The following is a 20,542-nucleotide window of genomic DNA, read 5'->3' on the forward strand; positions in this document are numbered from 1 at the left end:
CTGGGGGTACGTCCCGCCCACCTCGCTCCGCTCCGCAGGCTCCGCTCCGCTCGGAACGCCCGACCACGCCCTGACGTACCCCCAGCACCACCGCCGCCGCGAAACGTGCCGCGAGCTCACAGGGTCGGCAGGCACCATGGACCGCATGCTCTCCCGACGGACCCTGCTCGCCGGCACCGCGGCGCTGGCGGCCGGCACGCTGTCTGCCTGCACATCGGCCGGGTCGGGCGCCGGGACGACGCCGTCGACCGGGTCCGCGACGCCGACCCCGAGCACCACCGCGGCCGTGAGCACAACCGCCCCGAGCACTGCCACCCCCAGGGCCACGAGCTCGCCTAGTCCCGCCGGCAAGCCCAGCCCCAAGGTCGCGGAGACCATCGCCGACGATCTGAACGTGCCGTGGAGCATCGTCTTCCTGGCCTCCGGCGACGCCCTGGTGTCCGAGCGGGATACGGCCCGGATCCTGCGGATCACCGCGAAGGGCAAGATCAGCACGCTCGGCGAGGTCTCCGGTGTCCAGGCCCCCTCGGGTCTGGGCGAGGGCGGGCTGTTGGGACTGGCGCTGGACCCCGACGACCAGGAGACGCTGTACGCGTACTGCACGACGAGCTCGGACAACCGGGTGGTCCGGCTCAGCCTGGCCGGCGGCACGGTCGGCCGGCCGCGCGCAGTTCTCACCGGCATCCCGACCAGCACGCACCATCACGGCGGTCGGCTGCTGTTCGCTCCCGACGGGAACCTGTTCGTCTCGACCGGCGACGCCGAGGTGCCCGCGCGGGCGCAGAACAAGAAGTCGCTGGCGGGCAAGATCCTGCGGATCCGCCGGGACGGGTCAGCGGCGTCGGGAAACCCGTTCGGGAACCGCACCTGGACGTACGGCCACCGCAACATCGAAGGTCTCGCGTTCGACGCCGACGGCCGGCTGTGGGCGACCGAGTTCGGGGACAAGAAGGCCGATGAGTTGAACCTGATCCTCAAGGGTCGCAACTACGGCTGGCCGAACGTCGAGGGTAGATCGAACGACGATCGCTACCAGAACCCAGAGGTGGTCTGGTCGCCGACCAGCACCTGCTCCCCCGCCGGGCTGGCGATCACCCGCTCGACGGCATTCGTGGGCGCGCTGCGCGGCCGGTCGCTGTTCGCGGTTCCGCTGGACGGCCCGCACGCCGGAACCCCGAAGGAGCACTTCGCCGGCGACTACGGCCGGATCCGCAGTGTCGCCGCCGCGCCCGACGGTTCGCTGTGGGTGACCACCAGCAACACCGACGGCCGCGCCACCCCGGGCCGGCACGACGACAAGATCCTGCGGGTCACCCTTTAGCTTGCCTGGCAACGGCCGTCGTGGCCCCGCTCGGGAGCTCAGCCGTTCCCGACGGGCGCAACGTCGCCAGCTTGAGGTCGAGCTGTGCACGACCGGTCCAGGTCCTCGAGCCGCCGTGCACGGCGCCGCCGGGATCGAGGGCGAGGTAGTCCACCCGGCACCCGCCGACGAATGTCGCGTACCGAGGCCGGCGCAGTGCGCTCTGCCGGGTGATCGTCTCACCGCCCGCAGACGTCACCTCGGCGTAGACGATCCAGCCGGTATCCGACCATGCCTCGCGGAGGGCTGCCCGGATGATCGGCGGGCGGTCAGCGGCCGGTGCCGTGGTCGCTGCCTGGACGAAGGTCGCGCACCCGTCGAGTGCCTCCTGGGTATTGCGCAGGACGGCCCTGACCGGCGCGATCTGGGTGAGCTTGGTCGTCCGAGCGCCGGCCAGCCGGGTGATCTCGGCATCGATCGCCGCGGTGACCGCGCCGGCCACGACGAGCTTGCGGCGTTCGGCCTGGTAGGCCGCCAGCTCCGCGGTCAGCTCGGTCAGCTCGGCCTCGGCCGGCGCAAGCAGTGTCTCGCGCAGCGCCATCGCTCGACCGCTCACCGCGTCGAGCTGGTCGGAGACTGCGACCAACCGCCCGAGAACCGTTCCGTCACCTCTGGGCACGCGTCCGAAGCCGTCGATCGCCACCTGTCGTCCGGTCAGCGCCGATGCCATCGCGGCGAGGACAGCAGTCCGGCCGACCGAGGTCTCCCGGCCCTTCACGACGTAGTTCGTCTGCAACAGCCCCGACAGGCCGGTGGCGAGCGACACCAGCGCCGGCACGGCGAGCAGCGCACCGGCTGCGGCGAGCCCGTCGGGCTGGGCGGGGGTGATCGCGTCGAGGTTGTCGGCAGCATCGCTCAGGCGCGTGGTGTGCCGGACGAGCTGTCGGTCCACCTCCGACAGCACGCCCTGGTCGGCCACCAGGTCCCGCGTGTCGGTGAGCAGTACTGCCGCTCCCGGTTCGATGGCCAGTGAGCCGACGATCGCCGTGGCGATCTCGGCGAGTACGCCGTACGCCAGCAGATCTGCCAGTACCCCGGTCTTGTCGTCGGTGGTGACCGTGCCGTCCAGCGGCTTTCCGCTGACTGCGGGCAAGGTCGCGTCGAACCGCTTGCGATCGGCCTGGGCGATGGCGCTGCGCGCCTCGGCCTTGATCTTCTCCAGCTGCAGTCGCTTCGCTTCGTCGTCCAGCGCGACCGCTGGTGCTTCGTCCGGCATCGGCAGGCCTCCCTCAGATCGATGAGATTCCGGCGTCCACCACAGCCCGGCGGGTGAGCAGTCCACGGCCGTCGGCCGGGCCCGGCCCGGAGCGGGCCGGGCCGGCGGCGATCGGCGGACCCTGTCCGGTTCGCAGACCCTCCCGGACGGTCTCCGCCGGCAGGTCGGACAGCAGGTCGGCGATCAACCCGGTCGCGTAGGCGCACGAATAGGACGTACCGAGGAAGCGCAGCGACGACCCCGGCAGGTCGGCGACCTCCTCGACCCCGCCGTACCGGTCGTCACCGCCGGGCAGATACCAGAAACACGGGTGTGGCCGGCCGGCCTCGTCGTCGGCGGACCAGTTGCTGAAGCTGGACAGCTCCGCGCGAGAGTTCACGGACCCGATCGCGACCAGCCGGCCGTACTTCGCCGGATAGAAGACCTCCGCACGGGCCGCGTTCCCGGCGGCCGCGACCACGATCGGCGGGTGGGGACGGTTCAGCAGCAGGTCGACGGCCGAGCCGAGGGTGATCTTGCGCGACTCGTTGGCGCGGCGACCGCAGGTGATGCAGTCCGGCCGGTCGAGTGAGAAGGTGAGGCTGAGGTTGACCACCTGACACAGGCCCATGCTGAGCAGGGCCGCGACGAGCTCCCACTCGGTGACCAGCCCGTGCGCGTCGGCCACCCGGAACACGTGGAAGCGCGCGCTCGGGGCCAGGTCGGCGATGATGCTGGAGACGACCGTGCCGTGCAGCACCCGGTCGTCGACGATGGTCTGCGAGGCGTCGACGAGATCGGTGTAGTGCTCGACCCGATCCACCAGCGACGGGCTGACCCCGGAGTCCACGACCGCGACGGTGACCGGCGCGGCAGCAGAGACCTCCGCCGGGCCGCAGCCGATGATGGCGCGGTACTGGTCGTGCATGGCGCTCAGGGTGATGTCGCTGAACGCCGGCGCCGGCGGCCACCCACCCAGCGCCGCGGTCGAGCAGATCCCGTTCGGCTCGACGACCGTGTCGGCGACCAGCCCTGCAGCGAGCTCTGTGCTGCCGAAGGACAGCACGGCGGCACGCTGCAGGTCGATCCGCATCCGGGAGGACAGATAGACCTCCTGACCGCGAGGAACGGAGATGCGCCACAGGTCGACCGGGCACGGGATCCTCATCTCGACGTGGACCCCCCTGCTCTCCAGCAGGCGATCCATTCGATCCAGGACCTCGACACCGTACTGTCCCGCGTGGTGGTCGAACCAGGCGCGGACGATCTCCTCGTACGGTTCGAACCGGGGCACGCTCAGCAGGATCTCGCCGTCTCGGAAATCACACATGATCGCCTCCGCCGCTCGCTGGCAGCATCATGCACCAGCCGGACGGTCAGCGGCGCAGGGCGGGGATCACCTCGTGCTCGAACAACTCGATGCCGCTGCGGTCGTATGCCGCCTCGGGGAAGTAGTGGATCGCGTATCCCAGTCCCAGGTCCTGCATCGCGCGCAGCTTCTCGACGATCTGCTCCGGCGTGCCGACGCCGAGGGCGGTGTCGTTGCGGTACTCGCCGATGAACTGGGCGGTCTTCTCCGGTCCGAGGTATGGCGCGACCCGCGCCTCGACCGCGTCGATCCGCTGCAGGACCTCGGCCTCGGTCTCGCCGATGATGGTGTTGAAGTTCGACGACCGGACGATCGCGTCGAAGTCGGTGCCGACCTCGGAGCAGTGCTGCCGGAGCAGGTCGCTCTTGCGGGTGAAGGTCTCCGGGTCGCCGCCGAAGTTGGTGTACTGCGCGTAGCGGGCCGCGATCCGCAGGGTCACCTCCTCCCCGCCCCCGGCGATCCAGAAGGGGATCGCCGGTTCTTGCAGGGGTCGCGGCCAGACCCGGGCGCCGTCCACCTGGTAGTACGTGCCGTCCAGCGTCGCCGACCCGGTGGTCCAGGCCTGGCGCATGATCTCGACGCCCTCACGCAGCCGGCCGAGCCGCTCCTTCGCCGCGGGGAAGCCGTAGCCGTACGCGCGCCACTCGTGCTCGTACCAGCCGCCACCGATGCCCATCTCGACCCGGCCGCCGGAGACGACGTCGATGGTCGCGGCCACCTTGGCCAGGTAGGCAGGATTGCGATAGCTCATGCAGGTGCACATCTGGCCGAGCCTGACCCGGGAGGTGGAGGCGGCGAACGCCGACATCAGAGTCCAGGCCTCGTGCGTGGCCTCCTCGCTCGGGACCGGCACGGTGTGGAAGTGGTCGTAGACCCAGATCGACTCCCACGGACCGGCGTCGGCAGCCTGGGCCAGATCGCGCATGACGTCCCACTGCCGCGCCGGCTCGATGTCCACCAGATCATGCCGCCAGCCCTGGGGCACGAAGATTCCGAATCGCATGATCGTCACGCTACGCGCGCCGATGCCCCGCTCGAAGACTGGGATAGCGTCGTCGGGATGGAACCGAACAGCTGGGTCGACAGCACGATCGCGGCGATGACCCTGGAGCAGAAGGTCGGTCAGCTCTTCGTCGCCTACGTGACCGGATCCTCCGCCGACCAGGTGTCCGCGGAGAACGTGGCCAGGTTCGGCGTCGGCACCCCGGCCGAGGCCGTCGCGCGGTTCCACCTGGGCGGGGTGATCTATTTCGCCTGGAGCGGGAACGTGTCCACGCCGGTGCAGATCGCGGCACTGAGCAACGGTCTGCAACGCGCGAACACCGTCGCGGGCGGCCCGGTGCCACTGAGCATCGCCACCGATCAGGAGACCGGCGCCTCGGTCCGGATCGGTCCGCCGGCGAGTGTGTTTCCCGAGGCGATCGAGCTGGCGGCCGCGGACGATCCCGAGGCCACCCGGCGGACGTACGCGATCATCGGTCGGGAACTGCGCGCCATCGGCATCACGACCGATTACGCGCCGGTCGCGGACGTGAACATCAACCCGGAGAACCCGGTGATCGGCGTGCGCTCGTTCGGTGCGGACCCGGACCTCGTCGCCCGCCACGTCGCCGCGGCCGTCCACGGACTGCAATCGGCCGCGGTGTCGGCGACCGCCAAACACTTCCCCGGGCATGGCGATACCGCCGAGGACTCCCACACCGCCCTGCCGGTGGTCGACCACGACAAGGAGCAGTGGGCGAGGGTGGACGCCCCGCCGTTCCGTGCGGCGGTCGCCGCCGGCGTCGACGCGATCATGACCGCGCACCTGTCGTTTCCCGCGCTCGACCCGTCGGGTGGTCCGGCCACGCTCAGTCGCGAGGTGATCAACGGTCTGCTCCGCGACGAGCTCGGCTACTCCGGCGTGATCGTCACCGATTCGCTCCGGATGGCGGGTGTTCGCACCCGCCACCCGGACGAGGAGATCCCGATCCGGGCGATCGAGGCCGGCGCCGACGTCCTGCTCGACCCGCCGCATCCGGATGTGCAGATCCGATCGGTGGTCGGGGCCGTGCGCGGCGGCCGGCTCACCGAGCAGCGGATCGACGAGAGCATCCGGCGGATCTTGATCATGAAATGGGAGCGTGGCGTGGTCGAGCACCCCTACGCCGACGAGGCCGCGATCGACGCGATCTTCGGCGGTCGGACACGCGGCTGATCAGTGCCCGCGGAACGCCTCGGCCAGCCACCACGACCCGCCGTCGCTGCTGATCTTGGCGTCGATCACCAGCGGCCGGTCGTGGTGGACTGCGAGCCAGACGTCCAGCTGGTCCAGGTCGTCGCGGGTCCGGACCGTCATCGCGTCGGCGCCGAAACCGCGCGCGATCGCGGCGAGGTCGCCGTCGGGGAACGTCACCGTGGACAGGTCGTCACCACCGGTGAAGTGGTGCACCTCGGCGCCGTAGGCATGATCGTTGTAGACCACCACCACCAGCGGCAGGCCCAGCCGGACGGCCGTCTCGAGGTCGGCGATCGACATCAGGAAGCCGCCGTCGCCACTGGCGACGACGGGCAGCCGGCCCGGGCTGGCCAGGGCGGCACCGATCCCAGTGGCCAGTCCCAGCCCGATCGACTGGAAGCTCTGGGTGAAGCAGAAGGCAGCCGGATCGGGAGCCGACAGGTAGGCCGCCGGATAGCCCATGAAGTTGCCGGAGTCGATCGCCAGCACCCGATCCGCCGGCAGCCGGTGCTCCAGCTCCCTGCTGAGCAGCCGGGGGTCGATGGTCTCGGCGGTGGAGAGGTCGTCGGTCTCGATCGCCGACCAGCGTCCGTCGGCGGCGATCCGCTCCGCGACCGCTTCGGTGCGGTAGGTCGAGTCGGGCTCGCGCACCGGAACCAGCTGCTGCACGGCGCGCGCGGTCTCGCCGACGTCTCCGTGCACGCCGAGCGAGACGGGCCGGTTGGCGCCGAGCGCCGGTTCGTCGTCGTCCACCTGGACCACGACCGTCCCGTCGCCGATGAGTCTGCCGTGCCGGGTGGTCCACATCGTCAAGCTGCATCCCCAGGCGACCACCAGGTCCGCGGCGCCGATGAGCTCGGCGGCCAGGGGCGTCGCGAACCCGCCGGAGATCCCGAGATCGAACCGGTCGCCGGCGAACGCGCCCTTGGCGACCGCGGAGGTGGCGAGCAGTGCCCCGCTCTGCACGGCGAGGTCACGGAGGGCCTTGCGGTGCGCCACCGCGCCGCGGCCGGCGATGAAGACCGGTCGGCGCGCGGTGGTCAGCAGGTCGGCGAGCTGGCGGGTGGCGTATCGACCCGGGCGGACGGGGACCGGCGGCGGCAACGGGTCGACCCGGGTCAGCTCGGCGTCACCGGCCTGGATGTCGAGCGGCACGCTCAGGACGACCGTCCGCCGGCTGTTGCGCGCCGTCCGCCAGGCCCGGGTGACATCGGCGACCGCACTTGCGGCGGAGTGCACCCGCTCCGGCACGGCGCCGACCGCACGGACCAGCGCGTCCTGGTCGATCCTGAAGTTGGAGCGAACCGCCGCGCCGGCCGTGTCACCGGCCAGCACGATCAACGGCGTCCGGCTCTTCGCGGCCTCGGCGATCCCGGTGATCGCGTTGGTCAGGCCCGGTCCCTGATGCACCGACGCGAGCGTCACCGTGCCACTGGTCCGCGCGTACGCGTCGGCCATCGTGGTCGCCCCGGCCTCGTGCCGGGCGGCGACGTACGGCACGCCGGCGTCGCGTAGTGCGTTGGTCATGGCCAGGTTGCCGCTGCCGACCACGCCGAAGGCATGGCCGATGCCGAGCCGCCCCAACGTACGTCCGACGAGCTCGGCGACCCTCACCGCTCGACCAGGGCGATGGCCCGCGCCGGGCTGCCGGTCCCGCCGACGATCGGCAGCGGCGCGACCACCAGCAGTGCGCCGGCCGCCGGCAGCGCGTCCAGGTTCTGCAGCTGGGTCAGACCGAACTTGCCGGCACCGAGCAGGAAGTGGTGCGCCGGGAACGCCGGCTCCATTCCCCCGGCGCTGCCGGCGTCGATGCCGACGGTCTCCACGCCGAGACCGGTGATCGCGCGCTCGTTGGCCAGCCAGCGGGCCGCGTCCACCGACGGCCCCGGCGTGTGCGGGCCGTTCTCGTCGGCGTTGAGGAACGCCGCCTCGTCGCTGGCTCGGGCGCTCCATCCGGTCCGGAGCAGCACCCAGGCGCCGTCCGGGATGGGCCCGTTGGCCGCTTCCCAGCCGAGCAGGTGATCCGGCTCGAGCAGGAAATCGGGATCGGCGGCCACCTCGTCGGCGAGGTCCAGCACGATCGCCGGCCCGATCAGCCGGGTCAGCGGGATCTCGTCCACGGTGAGACCCGCCCGGCCGGTCGCCCAGTGGGCCGGCGCGTCAAGATGGGTCCCCGTGTGCTCACCGGTGTGGATGTTGTTCCAGCGCCACATCGGGCCAGCGTCGTCGAAGTTGCTGACCTCCTCCAGGCTGAGGTGGATGGTGTTCGCGAACGGCGGCGGCAGCCTCAGCACCGGCGTCTCCGAGGACAGCGGCGCGGTCAGGTCGATCACCTGCACCGACCCGCTCGTGACCTGCCCGAGCAACTCAGCCAACACCGTCATGTTTCTCTCCCCGAGTTGTCAGGATCTCAGCACGCTAGAGGGTGCTGAGATTCTGACAACTCCGGGGGACGGTCAGCCGACGGGGGTCAGGTTGCCGGTTGCGGTACGTCGGCAGACCTCGTCCCACGGCGTGGGTTCGAGACCGAGGGTCTGCCGGGTGTGGGCCGAGTCGAGGACGTACGGACGGGTCCACATGTAGGACAGCTCCGCGATCTCACGCATCAGCGGATTCACCACGGCGAGCCCGCGCAGCGCGAGCATCGGGATGGCGTGCACCGGCACCGGATCATGCGCGCCGGCCGCCAGGACGTCGGTCAGGGCCTGGCGCTGGCTGCGCGGTTCGTTGGTCGGCGCGTGCCAGACCCGTCCCCAGCTGTCGGGCCGGTCGGCGACCGCCGCCAGGGTGCGCGCCATGTCGAGCACATCGGTCCAGCTGTGCGGCAGGTCGGGCCTGCCGATCACCCAGGCGGCCTTTCCTTGCGTCGCGGCCGGCAGGTGCCGGGTGACGTGGCCGTTGGGGCCGACCCCCGCGCCGACGTAGTCGGACCCGCGGACCTCGACCGCGCGGATCCGGCCGGCATCGTGGCGCGCCTTGGCCTCCGCCCACATCCCGGCCCGCAACCGGCCCTTGTGGTCGGTCGCCGCGTCCGGCTGGCCCTCGACCATCGGCGCGGTCGTCGGACCGTACGGGTACAGGCAGGACGCGGTCACCAGGGTCGCCCCGGTCCGCTCGGCAGCGACCAGCAGGCTGTCCGCCAGCGGCGGCCAGACCTGCTCCCAGGTCGTGTAGTCGGTCGGGTTCGCGCAGTTGAACAGGGCCGTGGCGCCCTCGGCGGCGGCGCTCAGCGCGGTCGGGTTCGAGGCGTCGGCGGCGACCGACTCGACCCCGTCGATGCGGACCGTGCCCGACCGGGTGACGAGGGTGACGGCCTCTCCCCGGGCCCGCAGCACCTCGGCGGTGTGCCGCCCGACCGGCCCGGCTCCCACGATCACGTACGTCCGGCTCATGTTTGTGCCTCCTGTTCTCAAACGAGAGCACCGCTCTCGACTTCAAGAGTGCACGAGACGTGAACCCATGTCAAGAGCGATGCTCTCGTTTTATTGCACCGGTCTCGAACAGATGTCAGACTGCCGTCATGACTCCGTCAGCAGCCCTGTCCGCCCGAGCCGTCGCCCGCCGCGAGCTGACCGGGGCGATCGTGGCGAGCGCCCGCCGCCAGCTCGCCGAGATCGGCCCGGCCGCACTGTCGGTGCGCGCCGTCGCCCGCGATCTGGGCATGGCATCGTCAGCGGTCTACCGCTACTTCCCCAGCCGCGACGACCTGCTCACCGAGCTGTTGGTGATCATCTACGGTGAGCTGGCGGACCGGCTGGAGCAGGCCGACGCCGCTGTCGATCGGAGCGACCTCGGTGAGCGCTGGTTGACGCTCGGCCGGACGCTCCGCTGCTGGGCGCTCGCGGCGCCGCACGAGTACGCCTTCCTGTACGGCTCGCCGGTTCCCGGCTACAGCGCACCCGACGCGACGGTCGCTCCGTCCGGCCGCGTCACCGCCATCCTGCTCGACATCATGGCCGAGAGCGACCGACGCAGCTCCGGCACCGGGGCGCGGTCCGAGATCTACGCGGGCATCCGCGAGGGCTCCGGGATCGATCTGTCCGACGACGCCTGCATCCGCGGGCTCCGGGCGTGGGGAGGCCTGCTCGGGGCGATCAGCCTCGAGCTCTTCGGCCACCTGCATCGAGCCGTGCTCGACTACGACGCCCATTTCGAGCTGATCGTCGCCCGGCTGGATCCGTCAGCCGGCGCCGGTCAGGACGCTCTCTCCACCGGCAGATAGATCCGCCCGCCGCCGTCGACGAACTCCGCCGACTTCTCCGCCATCCCGGCCGCGAGCCGCCGCTCGATGTCCTCGGCGGTGACCAGGCCGTGCTCGACGGCGTACGCCCGGACGTCCGCCGAGATCCGCATCGAGCAGAACTTCGGCCCGCACATCGAGCAGAAGTGCGCGGTCTTCGCCGGCTCGGCCGGCAGCGTCTCGTCGTGGAACGACCGCGCGGTGTCCGGGTCGAGCGCCAGGTTGAACTGGTCGGTCCAGCGGAACTCGAAGCGGGCCTGGCTGAGCGCGTCGTCGCGCCGCTGCGCCCGCGGGTGACCCTTGGCCAGGTCGGCGGCGTGGGCCGCGATCTTGTAGGTGATCACGCCGGTCTTCACGTCGTCCCGGTTCGGCAGGCCGAGATGCTCCTTGGGTGTGACGTAACACAGCATCGCGGTGCCCGCCTGGGCGATCATGGCCGCGCCGATCGCGGACGTGATGTGGTCGTACGCCGGCGCGATGTCGGTGGCGAGCGGGCCGAGGGTGTAGAACGGCGCCTCCTCGCACAGCTCCTCCTCGAGCCGGACATTCTCGGCGATCTTGTGCATCGGGACATGCCCGGGCCCCTCGATCATCACCTGGACGCCGAAGGACTTGGCGATCGTGGTCAGCTCGCCGAGGGTACGCAGCTCCGCGAACTGCGCCTCGTCGTTGGCGTCGGCGATGCTGCCCGGGCGCAGCCCGTCGCCGAGGGAGAACGTGATGTCGTAGCGCCGGAAGATCTCGCACAGCTCGCCGAAGTGCGTGTACAGGAAGGACTCCCGGTGGTGGGCAAGGCACCACGCCGCCATGATCGATCCGCCGCGGGAGACGATCCCGGTCACCCGGCGGGCGGTCAGCGGGACGTAGCGAAGCAGCACACCGGCGTGCACCGTCATGTAGTCCACACCCTGCTCGGCCTGCTCGACCACCGTGTCGCGGTAGATCTCCCAGGTCAGCGCGGTCGGGTCGCCCTTCACCTTCTCCAGCGCCTGGTAGATGGGCACGGTCCCGACCGGCACGGGCGAGTTGCGCAGGATCCACTCCCGGGTGGTGTGGATGTTCCGGCCGGTGGACAGGTCCATGATCGTGTCGGCGCCCCAGCGGGTCGCCCAGACCATCTTCTCCACCTCCTCCGCGATCGAGGAGGTCACCGCGGAGTTGCCGATGTTGGCGTTGATCTTGACCCCGAACGCCTTGCCGATGATCATCGGCTCCGACTCCGGGTGCCGGTGGTTGGCGGGGATGACGGCCCGTCCGGCGGCGACCTCGGACCGGACCAGCTCCACCTCGACCCCCTCCCGGGCGGCGACGTAGCGCATCTCGTCGGTGATCACGCCGGCCCGGGCCCAGGCCAGCTGCGTCGCCGCACCGTCCACCGGGTCGGGTCGCCGCCAGCGGTCGCGGGTCGGCGGCAACCCGGCGTCGAGGTCGATCGCGGCACCCGGGTCGGTATAGGGACCGGAGGTGTCGTACAGGTCGAGCGTGTCCCCGTTGGTCAGCTGCACCCGGCGCAGCGGGATCCGGAGGTGGTCGACCGTGAGGTAGTGCTTGGTGCTCCCCTCGATCGGGCCGGTGGTCACGGTTGCGGACGAGTCGTCCGCCTGCGGGCGCGCGACAGCGCCCAGGGTCGAGCTGGTCATCGTTCTCCCTACGCCGGCATTACCCGGACAGGTTCGGCGGTCGGCGACCGCCTGTCGCCATCTCAGCCCCCGGCGTGGGAGCCCCCGCGTGGATTTGGTGCGACGACCATAGCAAACGTCGAACCGCCCGGATCAGGCCCTCAGTAGTGATACCGAGCCTGCAGGATCACCAGGTCGTCGCCGTCGACCAAGTAGACGAGCCGGTGCTCATCGGTGATCCGCCGCGACCAGGACCCCCGAGCTCCGTACCTCAGCTGCTCGGGCTTGCCGATGCCCGAGAACGGCTCGCGGAGGCAGGCGTCGATCAAGGTGTTGATCCGCCTGAGGATCCTGCGGTCTGCTGCCTGCCAGTGTTGGTAGTCCTCCCAGGCGGACTCGTCCCAGACCAGGCGCACTCAGCCGTCCTCGCCCGACCGGTCGAGCTCGTGCGCCTCGGTCTCCCCTGCGGTCGCGCGCTCGTACGCATCGAGCAGCCGACGGGCATTGGCCGGCGAGCGGAACAGGTAGGCGGTCTCCTGCCATGCCGCATATTCGTCGGCCGGCATCAGCACAGCGTTACCTTTGCGCGAGACGATCTCGACGGCCTCCCGGTCGTTGTTGACGCGCTCGATGAGCGGGAACAAGGTCTTGCGAGCCTCGCTGGCGCTGATGGACATGGGTGAACCTCGCTCGCGTGAGTCGTACCTTTTTATGGTACCACTCACGCGAGCAGCGCCTCAGCGACGCCAGGTCTCCGAGCCGATCAGCTCACGAACCGCTGATCTTGCGTAGGACGTACTGCATGATCCCGCCGTTGCGGTAGTAGTCCGCCTCCCCCGGTGTGTCGATCCGGACCACGGCGTCGAATGTGACGTCCCCGGCGGTGACCTTGACCGTTTTCGGCGTCCGCCCGTCGTTGAGCTCGGTGACACCGGAGATGTCGAAGGTCTCCTCTCCGGTCAGGCCGAGGGACTCGGCGTTCTGGCCCTCCGGGTACTGCAGCGGGAGGACGCCCATCCCGATCAGGTTCGAGCGGTGGATCCGCTCGTAGCTCTCGGCGATGACGGCCTTCACGCCCAGCAGCGCGGTGCCCTTGGCCGCCCAGTCACGCGATGACCCCGAGCCGTACTCCTTGCCGGACAGCACCACCAGCGGGGTCCCGGCGGCGATGTAGTTCTCGGACGCCTCGTACACCGTGGTGACCGGACCGTCGGCCGCCGTGAAGTCGCGGGTGAAGCCGCCCTCGGTGCCGGGCGCCAACTGGTTGCGCAGCCGGATGTTCGCGAACGTGCCGCGGATCATCACCTCGTGGTTGCCGCGCCGCGAGCCGTAGGAGTTGAAGTCCTTCCGCTCGACGCCGTGATCGGACAGGTACTTGCCGGCGGGGGCGTCCGCCTTGATCGCACCGGCCGGCGAGATGTGGTCGGTGGTGATCGAGTCGCCGAGCTTGAGCAGCACGCGGGCGCCGCTGATGTCGGTGACGGGCACCGGCTCGGCCGGCATCCCCTCGAAGTACGGGGGCTTGCGGACGTACGTCGAGTCCGCGTCCCACTCGAAGATGTCGCCCTCCGGCGTCGGCAGCGACTGCCACTGCTGATCGCCGGCGAACACGTCGGCGTAGGAGTCGGTGAACATGTCGGCGCCGATCGCGGACGCGACGATCTCGTCGATCTCCGCCTCGGTCGGCCAGATGTCCTTCAGGTACACGGGTTCACCGGACTCGTCGGTGCCCAGCGGCTCGGTGGTGATGTCGACGTCCATGCTGCCGGCGAGGGCGTACGCGACGACGAGCGGCGGCGACGCCAGATAGTTCATCTTCACGTCCGGGTTGATCCGACCCTCGAAGTTCCGGTTGCCCGACAGCACCGAGACCACGGCCAGATCGTTGTCCTGGACCGCCTGGCTGACCTCGGGGATCAGCGGCCCGGAGTTGCCGATGCAGGTGGTGCAGCCGTAGCCGACGAGGTTGAAGCCGAGCTTGTCCAGGTAGGGCGTCAGTCCGGCGCGGTCGTAGTAGTCGCTCACCACCTTGGAGCCGGGCGCCAGCGTGGTCTTCACCCACGGCTTGCGGGTCAGCCCCTTCTCCACGGCCTTCTTCGCCACCAGGGCGGCGCCGATCATCACGCTCGGGTTGGAGGTGTTGGTGCAGGAGGTGATGGCGGCGATGGTGACCGCGCCGTGGTCGATCTCGACCTCCTGACCATCCAGGGTCAGCTTCGTCTTCTTGCTCGGCCGGCCGATGTCCGCCGGGACGTCCTCGCCGTACTCGTGCGGCGCGCCGGCGGTGCTGCCACCGTTGGAGGTGGGCGCGTCCGACGCCGGGAACGACTCGTCTACCGACTCGTCGTAGCCGTCCAATTCCTCCGCGGAGACGTAGTCCCGCAGTGCCTCGCGGAAGCCCTGCTTGGCATGCGCCAGGATCACCCGGTCCTGCGGGCGCTTCGGCCCGGCGATGCTCGGCACGACGGTGGCGAGGTCCAGCTCGAGGTATTCGGAGTAGCGCGGCTCACGATCGTCGTCGTGCCACAGACCCTGCTCCTTGGCGTACGCCTCGACCAGGGCGATCTGCTCGTCGGAGCGTCCGGTGAGCCTCAGATAGTCGGTGGTCTTGGAGTCGATCGGGAAGACCGCGATGGTGGAGCCGTACTCCGGGCTCATGTTGCCGATGGTGGCGCGGTTGGCCAGCGGCACCTGGGAGACGCCCGGGCCGTAGAACTCGACGAACTTGCCGACCACCTTGTGCTGGCGCAGCATCTCGGTGATCGTGAGCACGAGGTCGGTCGCGGTCGCGCCCTCGGGCAGCGAGCCGGACAGCTTGAAGCCGACGACGCGCGGGATGAGCATCGACACCGGCTGGCCGAGCATGGCCGCCTCGGCCTCGATGCCGCCGACACCCCAGCCGACCACGCCCAGCCCGTTCACCATGGTGGTGTGGGAGTCCGTGCCCACGCAGGTGTCCGGGTAGGCAACGCCGTCACGGTCGAAGATCACCCGGGCCAGGTGCTCGATGTTCACCTGGTGCACGATGCCGGTGCCGGGCGGGACCACCTTGAAGTCGTCGAACGCGGTCTGGCCCCAGCGCAGGAACTGGTAGCGCTCGCGGTTGCGGCCGTACTCGATCTCGACGTTGCGGACGAACGCGTCGGCGGTGCCGAACACGTCGGCGATGACCGAGTGGTCGATCACCATCTCGGCCGGTGCCAGCGGGTTGATCTTGGCAGGATCGCCGCCCATCTCGGCCATCGCCTCGCGCATGGTGGCCAGGTCGACGACACACGGCACGCCGGTGAAGTCCTGCATGATCACCCGGGCCGGGGTGAACTGGATCTCCTTGCTGGGCTCGGAACTCGGGTCCCAGCCCGCGAGTGCCCGGATGTCGTCGGCGGTGATGTTCGCGCCGTCCTCGGTCCGCAACAGGTTCTCGAGCAGGATCTTCAGGCTGTACGGCAGTGTCTCCTGACCCTCGACGGCGTCCAGCCGAAAGATCTCGTACGAGGTGTCCCCCACCTCCAGGGTGGCCTTGGCACCGAAGCTGTTGACACTCATGGAGCACTCCTCCGGGTCGTTCGAGCAAAGTCTCTTGATATCAAGATATCACGCGGCGACACTCGCGCTCGCCACCCTTGGCACCCTAGTGCCAGCGCCCGCGACGGGGATGGTAAGCCAACCCTCACCCGGCGCTCCGGAATGCACCCGCCCGGTGCCGCGAGGCAGTGGTCTGGTCGAGGTTCGCGAGCGCACGTTGTCGCCGATCGACCTCGCGCGCGCGGATCGGGCGGCCTGACACGAGACAGGAATCAGCGCGAGGTCGGTTCGCGACACGGCGGCTGGACGGTTCGAGTCCCGGAGGCGACCGGCGGAAGTCAGCCCGAGGGCTCCAGGATCGCCACCGCCTCCAGGTGATGGGTCATCGGGAACAGGTCGTACGCGCGCAGGCCGGCCAGCTCGTAGTCGAGTCCGCGGGCGGTGCCGAGGTCGCGGGCCAGGGCGGCCGGGTCGCAGGCGACGTAGGCGACCGCTCGGGGCCGGCGGCGCAGGATCTCGGTGATCACGGCCTTGCCCGCACCGGTGCGCGGCGGGTCGAGGACGACGAGATCGACCCGCTCGCTCATCCGCGGCAGCCGGACGTCCACGCGGCCGGTCAGCACCCGCACGTGCACCGGGGCGTCGGCCAGGTTCCGGTGAGCGGACTCGACTGCGCCCGGCGACGACTCGACCGCCCAGACCCGGCAGCCGGCGCCGGACAGGGCACCGGCGAACAGACCGACGCCGCAGTAGAGATCGAACGCCCGCTCCCCCGGCTGCGGCCGCAGCCCGTCGAGCACCGCCGCGACCAGGGTGTCGGCGGCCGCCGGGTGGACCTGCCAGAAGCCGTCGGCGGCCAGCTCCCAGGTGCGGCCGGCCGCCCGCTCCTGCAGCAGCGGTCCGCCGATCACCGGGTCACCGTCCACCAGCAGCACCGGACCGTCGGCCGCGGCGATCGCGACCAGCTCCGAGCCGGGCGGCCAGGAGCCCTCGACCACGTCCGGACTCCCGGCACGCGCGATCAGGCAGCCCTCGGCCGGCAGCGCGATCAGCTCGTGCGAGCGGTGCGCCCGCATCGCGGCGCGTCCGGAGCCGTCGACGCGATAGCGCATCCGGGTCCGCCAACCGAGCCCGTCCGGCGCGCCGGACGGGCCGGGTACGGCCTCGACCTCGCCGTCCCACGCCAGCCCGGCCAGTCGTTCCAGCTGCTCGGCGAGCACCTGCGTCTTCAGCCGGCGCTGAGCGGTCGGGTCCGCATGCTGGAAGTCGCAGCCGCCGCAGCGACCCGGGCCGGCGATCCGGCACGGTGGTACGACCCGGTCGGGGCTCGGTACGAGTACCTCCACCGCGTCGCCGCGCCAGAACCTCGCATGGCTCGGATCGGTGATCTCGACCCGGACCCGCTCGCCCGGGAGCGCGTGCCGGACGAAAATCACCCGGCCATCGTGCCGGGCCACGCAGTGGCCGCCGTGGGCGATTGGGCCGACCTCGACCTCGACCAGCACGCGGTCAGCGGCCGTAGTAGGAGCGCCGGGCCGTGCCGGCTGCGTCGTCCCGCTCGAACCGCTGCTCCGCCTTGCCGGACGAGGCCAGCAGGTAGGGCACGGAGGTGACCATCACGCCCGGGGTGAACAGCAGCCGACCCTTGAGCCGCAGTGCGCTCTGGTTGTGCAGGATCTGCTCCCACCAGTGGCCGACCACGTACTCCGGGATGTAGACGGTGACCACGTCGCGTGGGCTCTCGGAGCGGATGTTCTTGACGTAGTCCAGGATCGGGTTGGTCACCTCGCGATAGGGCGAGGCCACCACCTTCAGCGGGACCGCGATGCCGGCATCCTCCCAGGTCTGCACCAGCTGCTCGGTCTCCTCCGGGTCGACCGCGACGGTGAGCGCCTCGAGCGTGCTCGGCCGCGACGCCTTGGCGAACGCGAGCGCCCGCAGCGTCGGCTTGTGCAGCTTGCTGACCAGCACGATGGCGCGGACCCTGCTGGGCAGCATCCGGTCCTCGCCCTCCACCAGGGCGGTCTCGGCGGACACCGTCTTGTAGTGCCGCTGGATGCCCTTCATCATCACGAAGATGACGGCCATCGCGATGATGGCGATGTAGGCGCCCTGGAGGAACTTCGAGATCAGCACGATGATCAGCACCGCACCGGTCATGGTCAGCCCGATGGCGTTGATCACCCGGGACCGCATCATCCGGCGGCGGACGGCGACCTTGGTCTCGGTCTTCAGCAGTCTGGTCCAGTGCCGGAGCATGCCGAGCTGGGAGACGGTGAAGGACACGAAGACACCGACGACGTACAGCTGGATCAGGGCCGTGACGTCGGCCTTGAACGCGACGATCAGGACGATCGCCAGGGCCGTCAGCACGACGATGCCGTTGCTGTAGGCGAGCCGGTCGCCGCGGGTGTGCAGCTGGCGCGGCAGGTAGCCGTCCCGGGCCAGGATCGAGCCGAGCACCGGGAACCCGTTGAAGGCCGTGTTCGCGGCCAGGAAGAGGATGATCATCGTGGCGAACACGACGAAGTAGAAGCCGAACGGGAAGTTGGAGAAGACCGTCGCGGAGAGCTGGCCGATCGCGGTCTCCTCGATCACCTCGACCGGCTGCCCGTTCAAGGTGTAGTGGGAGTACGGCGCGTCGATCAGCTTGAGGTTGGTCAGGTTGGCCAGCGCGATGACGCCGATCAACATGGTCACCGCGATGGTGCCGAGCAGCAGCAGGGTGGTGGCCGCGTTCTTGCTCTTCGGCTTCTTGAACGCCGGCACGCCGTTGGAGATGGCCTCGACCCCGGTCAGCGCGGCGCAGCCGGAGGAGAACGCGCGGGCCAGCAGGGCCACCATGACCAGCCCGGTGAACGGTTCGTAGCGCGGATCGGCCTGGATGCCGTACTGGGCGCTGTGCGCCTGGAGGTTCTCGCCGAGCACGAAGATCCGGAACAGGCCGTAGGCGACCATGGCGAGGATGCCGACCATGAAGCAGTACGTCGGGACGGCGAACAGCGTGCCGGACTCGCGCACGCCGCGGAGGTTCAGCGCCATCAGGATCAGCGCGGCGGAGGCGGCGATCAGCGTCTCGTGCCCGTCGATGAACGGCAGCGCCGACTTGGCGTTGGCGACCCCCGAGGAGATCGACACCGCGACCGTCAGCACGTAGTCGACCAGCAGGGCGCTGGCCACCGTGAGCCCGGCGTTCGGGCCGAGGTTGACCGTGGCGACCTCGTAGTCGCCGCCGCCGGACGGATAGGCGTGCACGTTCTGCCGATAGGAGGCCACCACGACCAGCATCACGATCGCGACCAGGATGGCGATCTTCCAGGAGTAGCTGTAGGCGACCAGGCCGGCCAGCGACAGGGTCAGCAGGATCTCGTCCGGGGCATAGGACACCGAGGACAGCGCGTCCGAGGCGAACACCGGCAGCGCGATCCGCTTCGGCAGCAGGGTCTCGCCTAGCTGGGTGCTGCGGAGCTTGCGCCCGAGCAGCAGGCGCTTGCCGACGTCTGAGAGACCCACGGTCGAAGCGTAAGGCATTCAATAGGTCCGTTCCGGACCACTAGACTCCGACCCGTGCACATCGTGATCATGGGCTGCGGCCGGGTGGGCTCCACGCTGGCCCGGAGCCTGGAGAAACGCGGACACTCCGTCGCCGTCATCGACGTGCAGCCCGATGCGTTCCGCCGGCTCGGCCCCGATTTCGGCGGTCGCACGGTGAAGGGGGTCGGCTTCGATCGCGAGGTGCTGATCGAGTCGGGCATCGCCGAGGCCGAGGGCTTCGCCGCCGTGTCCAGCGGCGACAACTCCAACATCTTGTCGGCTCGGGTGGTGCGGGAGACGTTCGGTGTGCACAACGTCGTCGCCCGGATCTACGACCCGGGCCGGGCGGAGGTCTACGAGCGGCTCGGCATCCCGACCGTCGCCACGGTCCGCTGGACGTCGGACCAGGTGTTGCGCCGGTTGCTGCCGGCCGGCTCGGAGCCGCAGTGGCGGGACCCGTCGGGCTCGGTCCGGCTGCTGGAGGTGCACGTGAACCGGGGCTGGGTCGGGCGGACGATCGACCAGATCGAGGCCGCGTCGGCCGTACGCGTACCGTTCGTGTTCCGGCTCGGAGCCGGCATCGTACCCAAGCGGTCGACGGTCTTCCAGGACGGCGACCTGTTGTACGTCGCGGTCGCCGACGCCCGGCTGGCCGAGGTCGAGGCCATCCTCGGCGCGGCCCCCAAGGGCGAATAGGGCCGAAGGGAGATATGAGCATGAGGGTCGCCATCGGCGGGGCCGGCAACGTCGGCCGGTCCATCGCGAACGAGTTGCTCGAGAACGGGCACGAGATCTTGTTGATCGACCGTGACCCGCACGCGATCAAGTCCGACACCGTGCCCGGTGCGGAGTGGCTGCTGGCCGATGCCTGCGAGCTCTCCTCGCTGGAGGAGGCGGGGCTGGACACCTGTGACGTGGCGATCGCGGCGACCGGCGACGACAAGGCCAACCTGGTGATGTCGCTGCTGGCCAAGACCGAGTTCGGGGTGCCGCGCACCGTCGCCCGGGTCAACCACCCGAAAAACGAGTGGCTGTTCAACGAGGTCTGGGGGGTCGATGTCGCCGTCTCCACGCCTCGGCTGATGTGCGCGCTGGTCGAGGAGGCCGTGACCGTGGGCGACCTGGTCCGGATCCTCACCTTCCACGAGGGCGAGGCGAACCTGGTCGAGATGACCCTGCCCGGCGGCAGCCCGTGCGTCGGTCAGCGGATCGGCGACCTGACCTGGCCCGGAGACGTGGTGCTGGTCGCGATCATCCGCGACGGGCACGCCCAGCCGCCGGACGCCGACGGCTCGCTCGAGGCCGGCGACGAGCTGCTGTTCGTGACCGCCCAGGACTACGAGCAGGAGCTCGCCGAAATGCTCTCCCCCCGCGCCGGGATCACCGTCAAGCAGACCCCGGTCGCCTCCCCGCGTATATAGATCTGCTTCGCTCGGGTCGGGTCGGCTCCGACCGACTTCGCTCGCTTTCGACCCACTTCGC

Annotated in this window: 17 protein-coding genes; 5 read left to right on the forward strand and 12 right to left on the reverse strand. The window is 70.2% G+C overall.

Annotated features, from left to right (window positions below):
• The first annotated feature begins 145 nt into the window (after nucleotides 1-145).
• Nucleotides 146-1,321: a PQQ-dependent sugar dehydrogenase gene (locus ABD747_RS05860; protein ID WP_344802327.1), complete on the forward strand. Its 1,176-nt coding sequence runs from the start codon at nucleotides 146-148 to the stop codon at nucleotides 1,319-1,321.
• Here ABD747_RS05860 and ABD747_RS05865 read toward each other — a convergent pair.
• From ABD747_RS05865 to ABD747_RS05875, 3 genes are read right to left on the reverse strand one after another with little or no spacing between them, the layout of a single operon-like run.
• The gene (locus ABD747_RS05865) at nucleotides 1,311-2,576 is read right to left on the reverse strand and encodes a hypothetical protein (RefSeq protein WP_344802329.1); all 1,266 of its coding nucleotides are present in this window, start codon (nucleotides 2,574-2,576) and stop codon (nucleotides 1,311-1,313) included. The genes ABD747_RS05860 and ABD747_RS05865 overlap by 11 nt on opposite strands.
• 13 nt (nucleotides 2,577-2,589) lie before the next feature.
• Nucleotides 2,590-3,885, reverse strand: a complete 1,296-nt coding sequence (locus ABD747_RS05870) for a S8/S53 family peptidase (protein WP_344802331.1) — start codon at nucleotides 3,883-3,885, stop codon at nucleotides 2,590-2,592.
• A 46-nt stretch (nucleotides 3,886-3,931) separates the two neighbouring features.
• On the reverse strand, nucleotides 3,932-4,927 hold the full coding sequence (locus ABD747_RS05875; RefSeq protein WP_344802333.1) for an LLM class F420-dependent oxidoreductase: 996 nt from the start codon (nucleotides 4,925-4,927) through the stop codon (nucleotides 3,932-3,934).
• A gap of 57 nt (nucleotides 4,928-4,984) precedes the next feature.
• On the opposite strand from ABD747_RS05875, the gene ABD747_RS05880 reads away from it, so the two are divergent.
• Nucleotides 4,985-6,121 (forward strand): glycoside hydrolase family 3 protein, encoded by a 1,137-nt coding sequence (locus ABD747_RS05880; protein WP_344802335.1) that lies wholly within the window; start codon nucleotides 4,985-4,987, stop codon nucleotides 6,119-6,121.
• Here the strand turns inward: ABD747_RS05880 and ABD747_RS05885 are convergent, their stop codons facing one another.
• From ABD747_RS05885 to ABD747_RS05895, 3 genes are all read right to left on the reverse strand, one after another.
• Complete coding sequence (locus ABD747_RS05885) at nucleotides 6,122-7,756, reverse strand: thiamine pyrophosphate-binding protein (protein WP_344802337.1); 1,635 nt, start codon at nucleotides 7,754-7,756, stop codon at nucleotides 6,122-6,124.
• A complete protein-coding gene (locus ABD747_RS05890) occupies nucleotides 7,753-8,526 on the reverse strand; it encodes a cyclase family protein (RefSeq protein WP_344802339.1) in 774 nt (257 codons plus the stop codon). Before ABD747_RS05890 ends, ABD747_RS05885 begins: the two co-directional genes overlap by 4 nt.
• A gap of 72 nt (nucleotides 8,527-8,598) precedes the next feature.
• Nucleotides 8,599-9,534 (reverse strand): NAD-dependent epimerase/dehydratase family protein, encoded by a 936-nt coding sequence (locus ABD747_RS05895; RefSeq protein ID WP_344802341.1) that lies wholly within the window; start codon nucleotides 9,532-9,534, stop codon nucleotides 8,599-8,601.
• 128 nt (nucleotides 9,535-9,662) lie between these two features.
• Between ABD747_RS05895 and ABD747_RS05900 the strand changes: the two genes are divergently transcribed.
• Nucleotides 9,663-10,364, forward strand: a complete 702-nt coding sequence (locus ABD747_RS05900) for a TetR/AcrR family transcriptional regulator (RefSeq protein WP_344802343.1) — start codon at nucleotides 9,663-9,665, stop codon at nucleotides 10,362-10,364.
• Here ABD747_RS05900 and thiC read toward each other — a convergent pair.
• The 6 genes from thiC to ABD747_RS05930 form a co-directional block, all read right to left on the reverse strand.
• Nucleotides 10,337-12,022 (reverse strand): phosphomethylpyrimidine synthase ThiC, encoded by a 1,686-nt coding sequence (gene thiC / locus ABD747_RS05905; protein ID WP_344802345.1) that lies wholly within the window; start codon nucleotides 12,020-12,022, stop codon nucleotides 10,337-10,339. The genes ABD747_RS05900 and thiC overlap by 28 nt on opposite strands.
• A gap of 140 nt (nucleotides 12,023-12,162) precedes the next feature.
• Entirely contained in the window at nucleotides 12,163-12,417 is a 255-nt protein-coding gene (locus ABD747_RS05910) for a Txe/YoeB family addiction module toxin (RefSeq protein ID WP_344802347.1), read from the reverse strand.
• On the reverse strand, nucleotides 12,418-12,678 hold the full coding sequence (locus ABD747_RS05915) for a type II toxin-antitoxin system Phd/YefM family antitoxin (RefSeq protein ID WP_344802349.1): 261 nt from the start codon (nucleotides 12,676-12,678) through the stop codon (nucleotides 12,418-12,420).
• Nucleotides 12,679-12,769: 91 nt separating this feature from the next.
• Nucleotides 12,770-15,547 (reverse strand): aconitate hydratase, encoded by a 2,778-nt coding sequence (locus tag ABD747_RS05920; RefSeq protein ID WP_344802351.1) that lies wholly within the window; start codon nucleotides 15,545-15,547, stop codon nucleotides 12,770-12,772.
• Nucleotides 15,548-15,864: 317 nt separating this feature from the next.
• Entirely contained in the window at nucleotides 15,865-17,031 is a 1,167-nt protein-coding gene (locus ABD747_RS05925; RefSeq protein ID WP_344802353.1) for a class I SAM-dependent RNA methyltransferase, read from the reverse strand.
• A 4-nt stretch (nucleotides 17,032-17,035) separates the two neighbouring features.
• Nucleotides 17,036-19,057, reverse strand: a complete 2,022-nt coding sequence (locus tag ABD747_RS05930; protein WP_425562486.1) for an APC family permease — start codon at nucleotides 19,055-19,057, stop codon at nucleotides 17,036-17,038.
• A 51-nt stretch (nucleotides 19,058-19,108) separates the two neighbouring features.
• Here ABD747_RS05930 and ABD747_RS05935 point away from each other — a divergent pair, with 51 nt between their 5' ends.
• Complete coding sequence (locus ABD747_RS05935; RefSeq protein WP_344802508.1) at nucleotides 19,109-19,756, forward strand: potassium channel family protein; 648 nt, start codon at nucleotides 19,109-19,111, stop codon at nucleotides 19,754-19,756.
• Nucleotides 19,757-19,776: 20 nt separating this feature from the next.
• Entirely contained in the window at nucleotides 19,777-20,481 is a 705-nt protein-coding gene (locus ABD747_RS05940) for a potassium channel family protein (RefSeq protein WP_344802357.1), read from the forward strand.
• Nucleotides 20,482-20,542: the final 61 nt, after the last annotated feature.

It is taken from the genome of Microlunatus ginsengisoli (assembly GCF_039537205.1).
Lineage (GTDB): Bacteria > Actinomycetota > Actinomycetes > Propionibacteriales > Propionibacteriaceae > Microlunatus > Microlunatus ginsengisoli.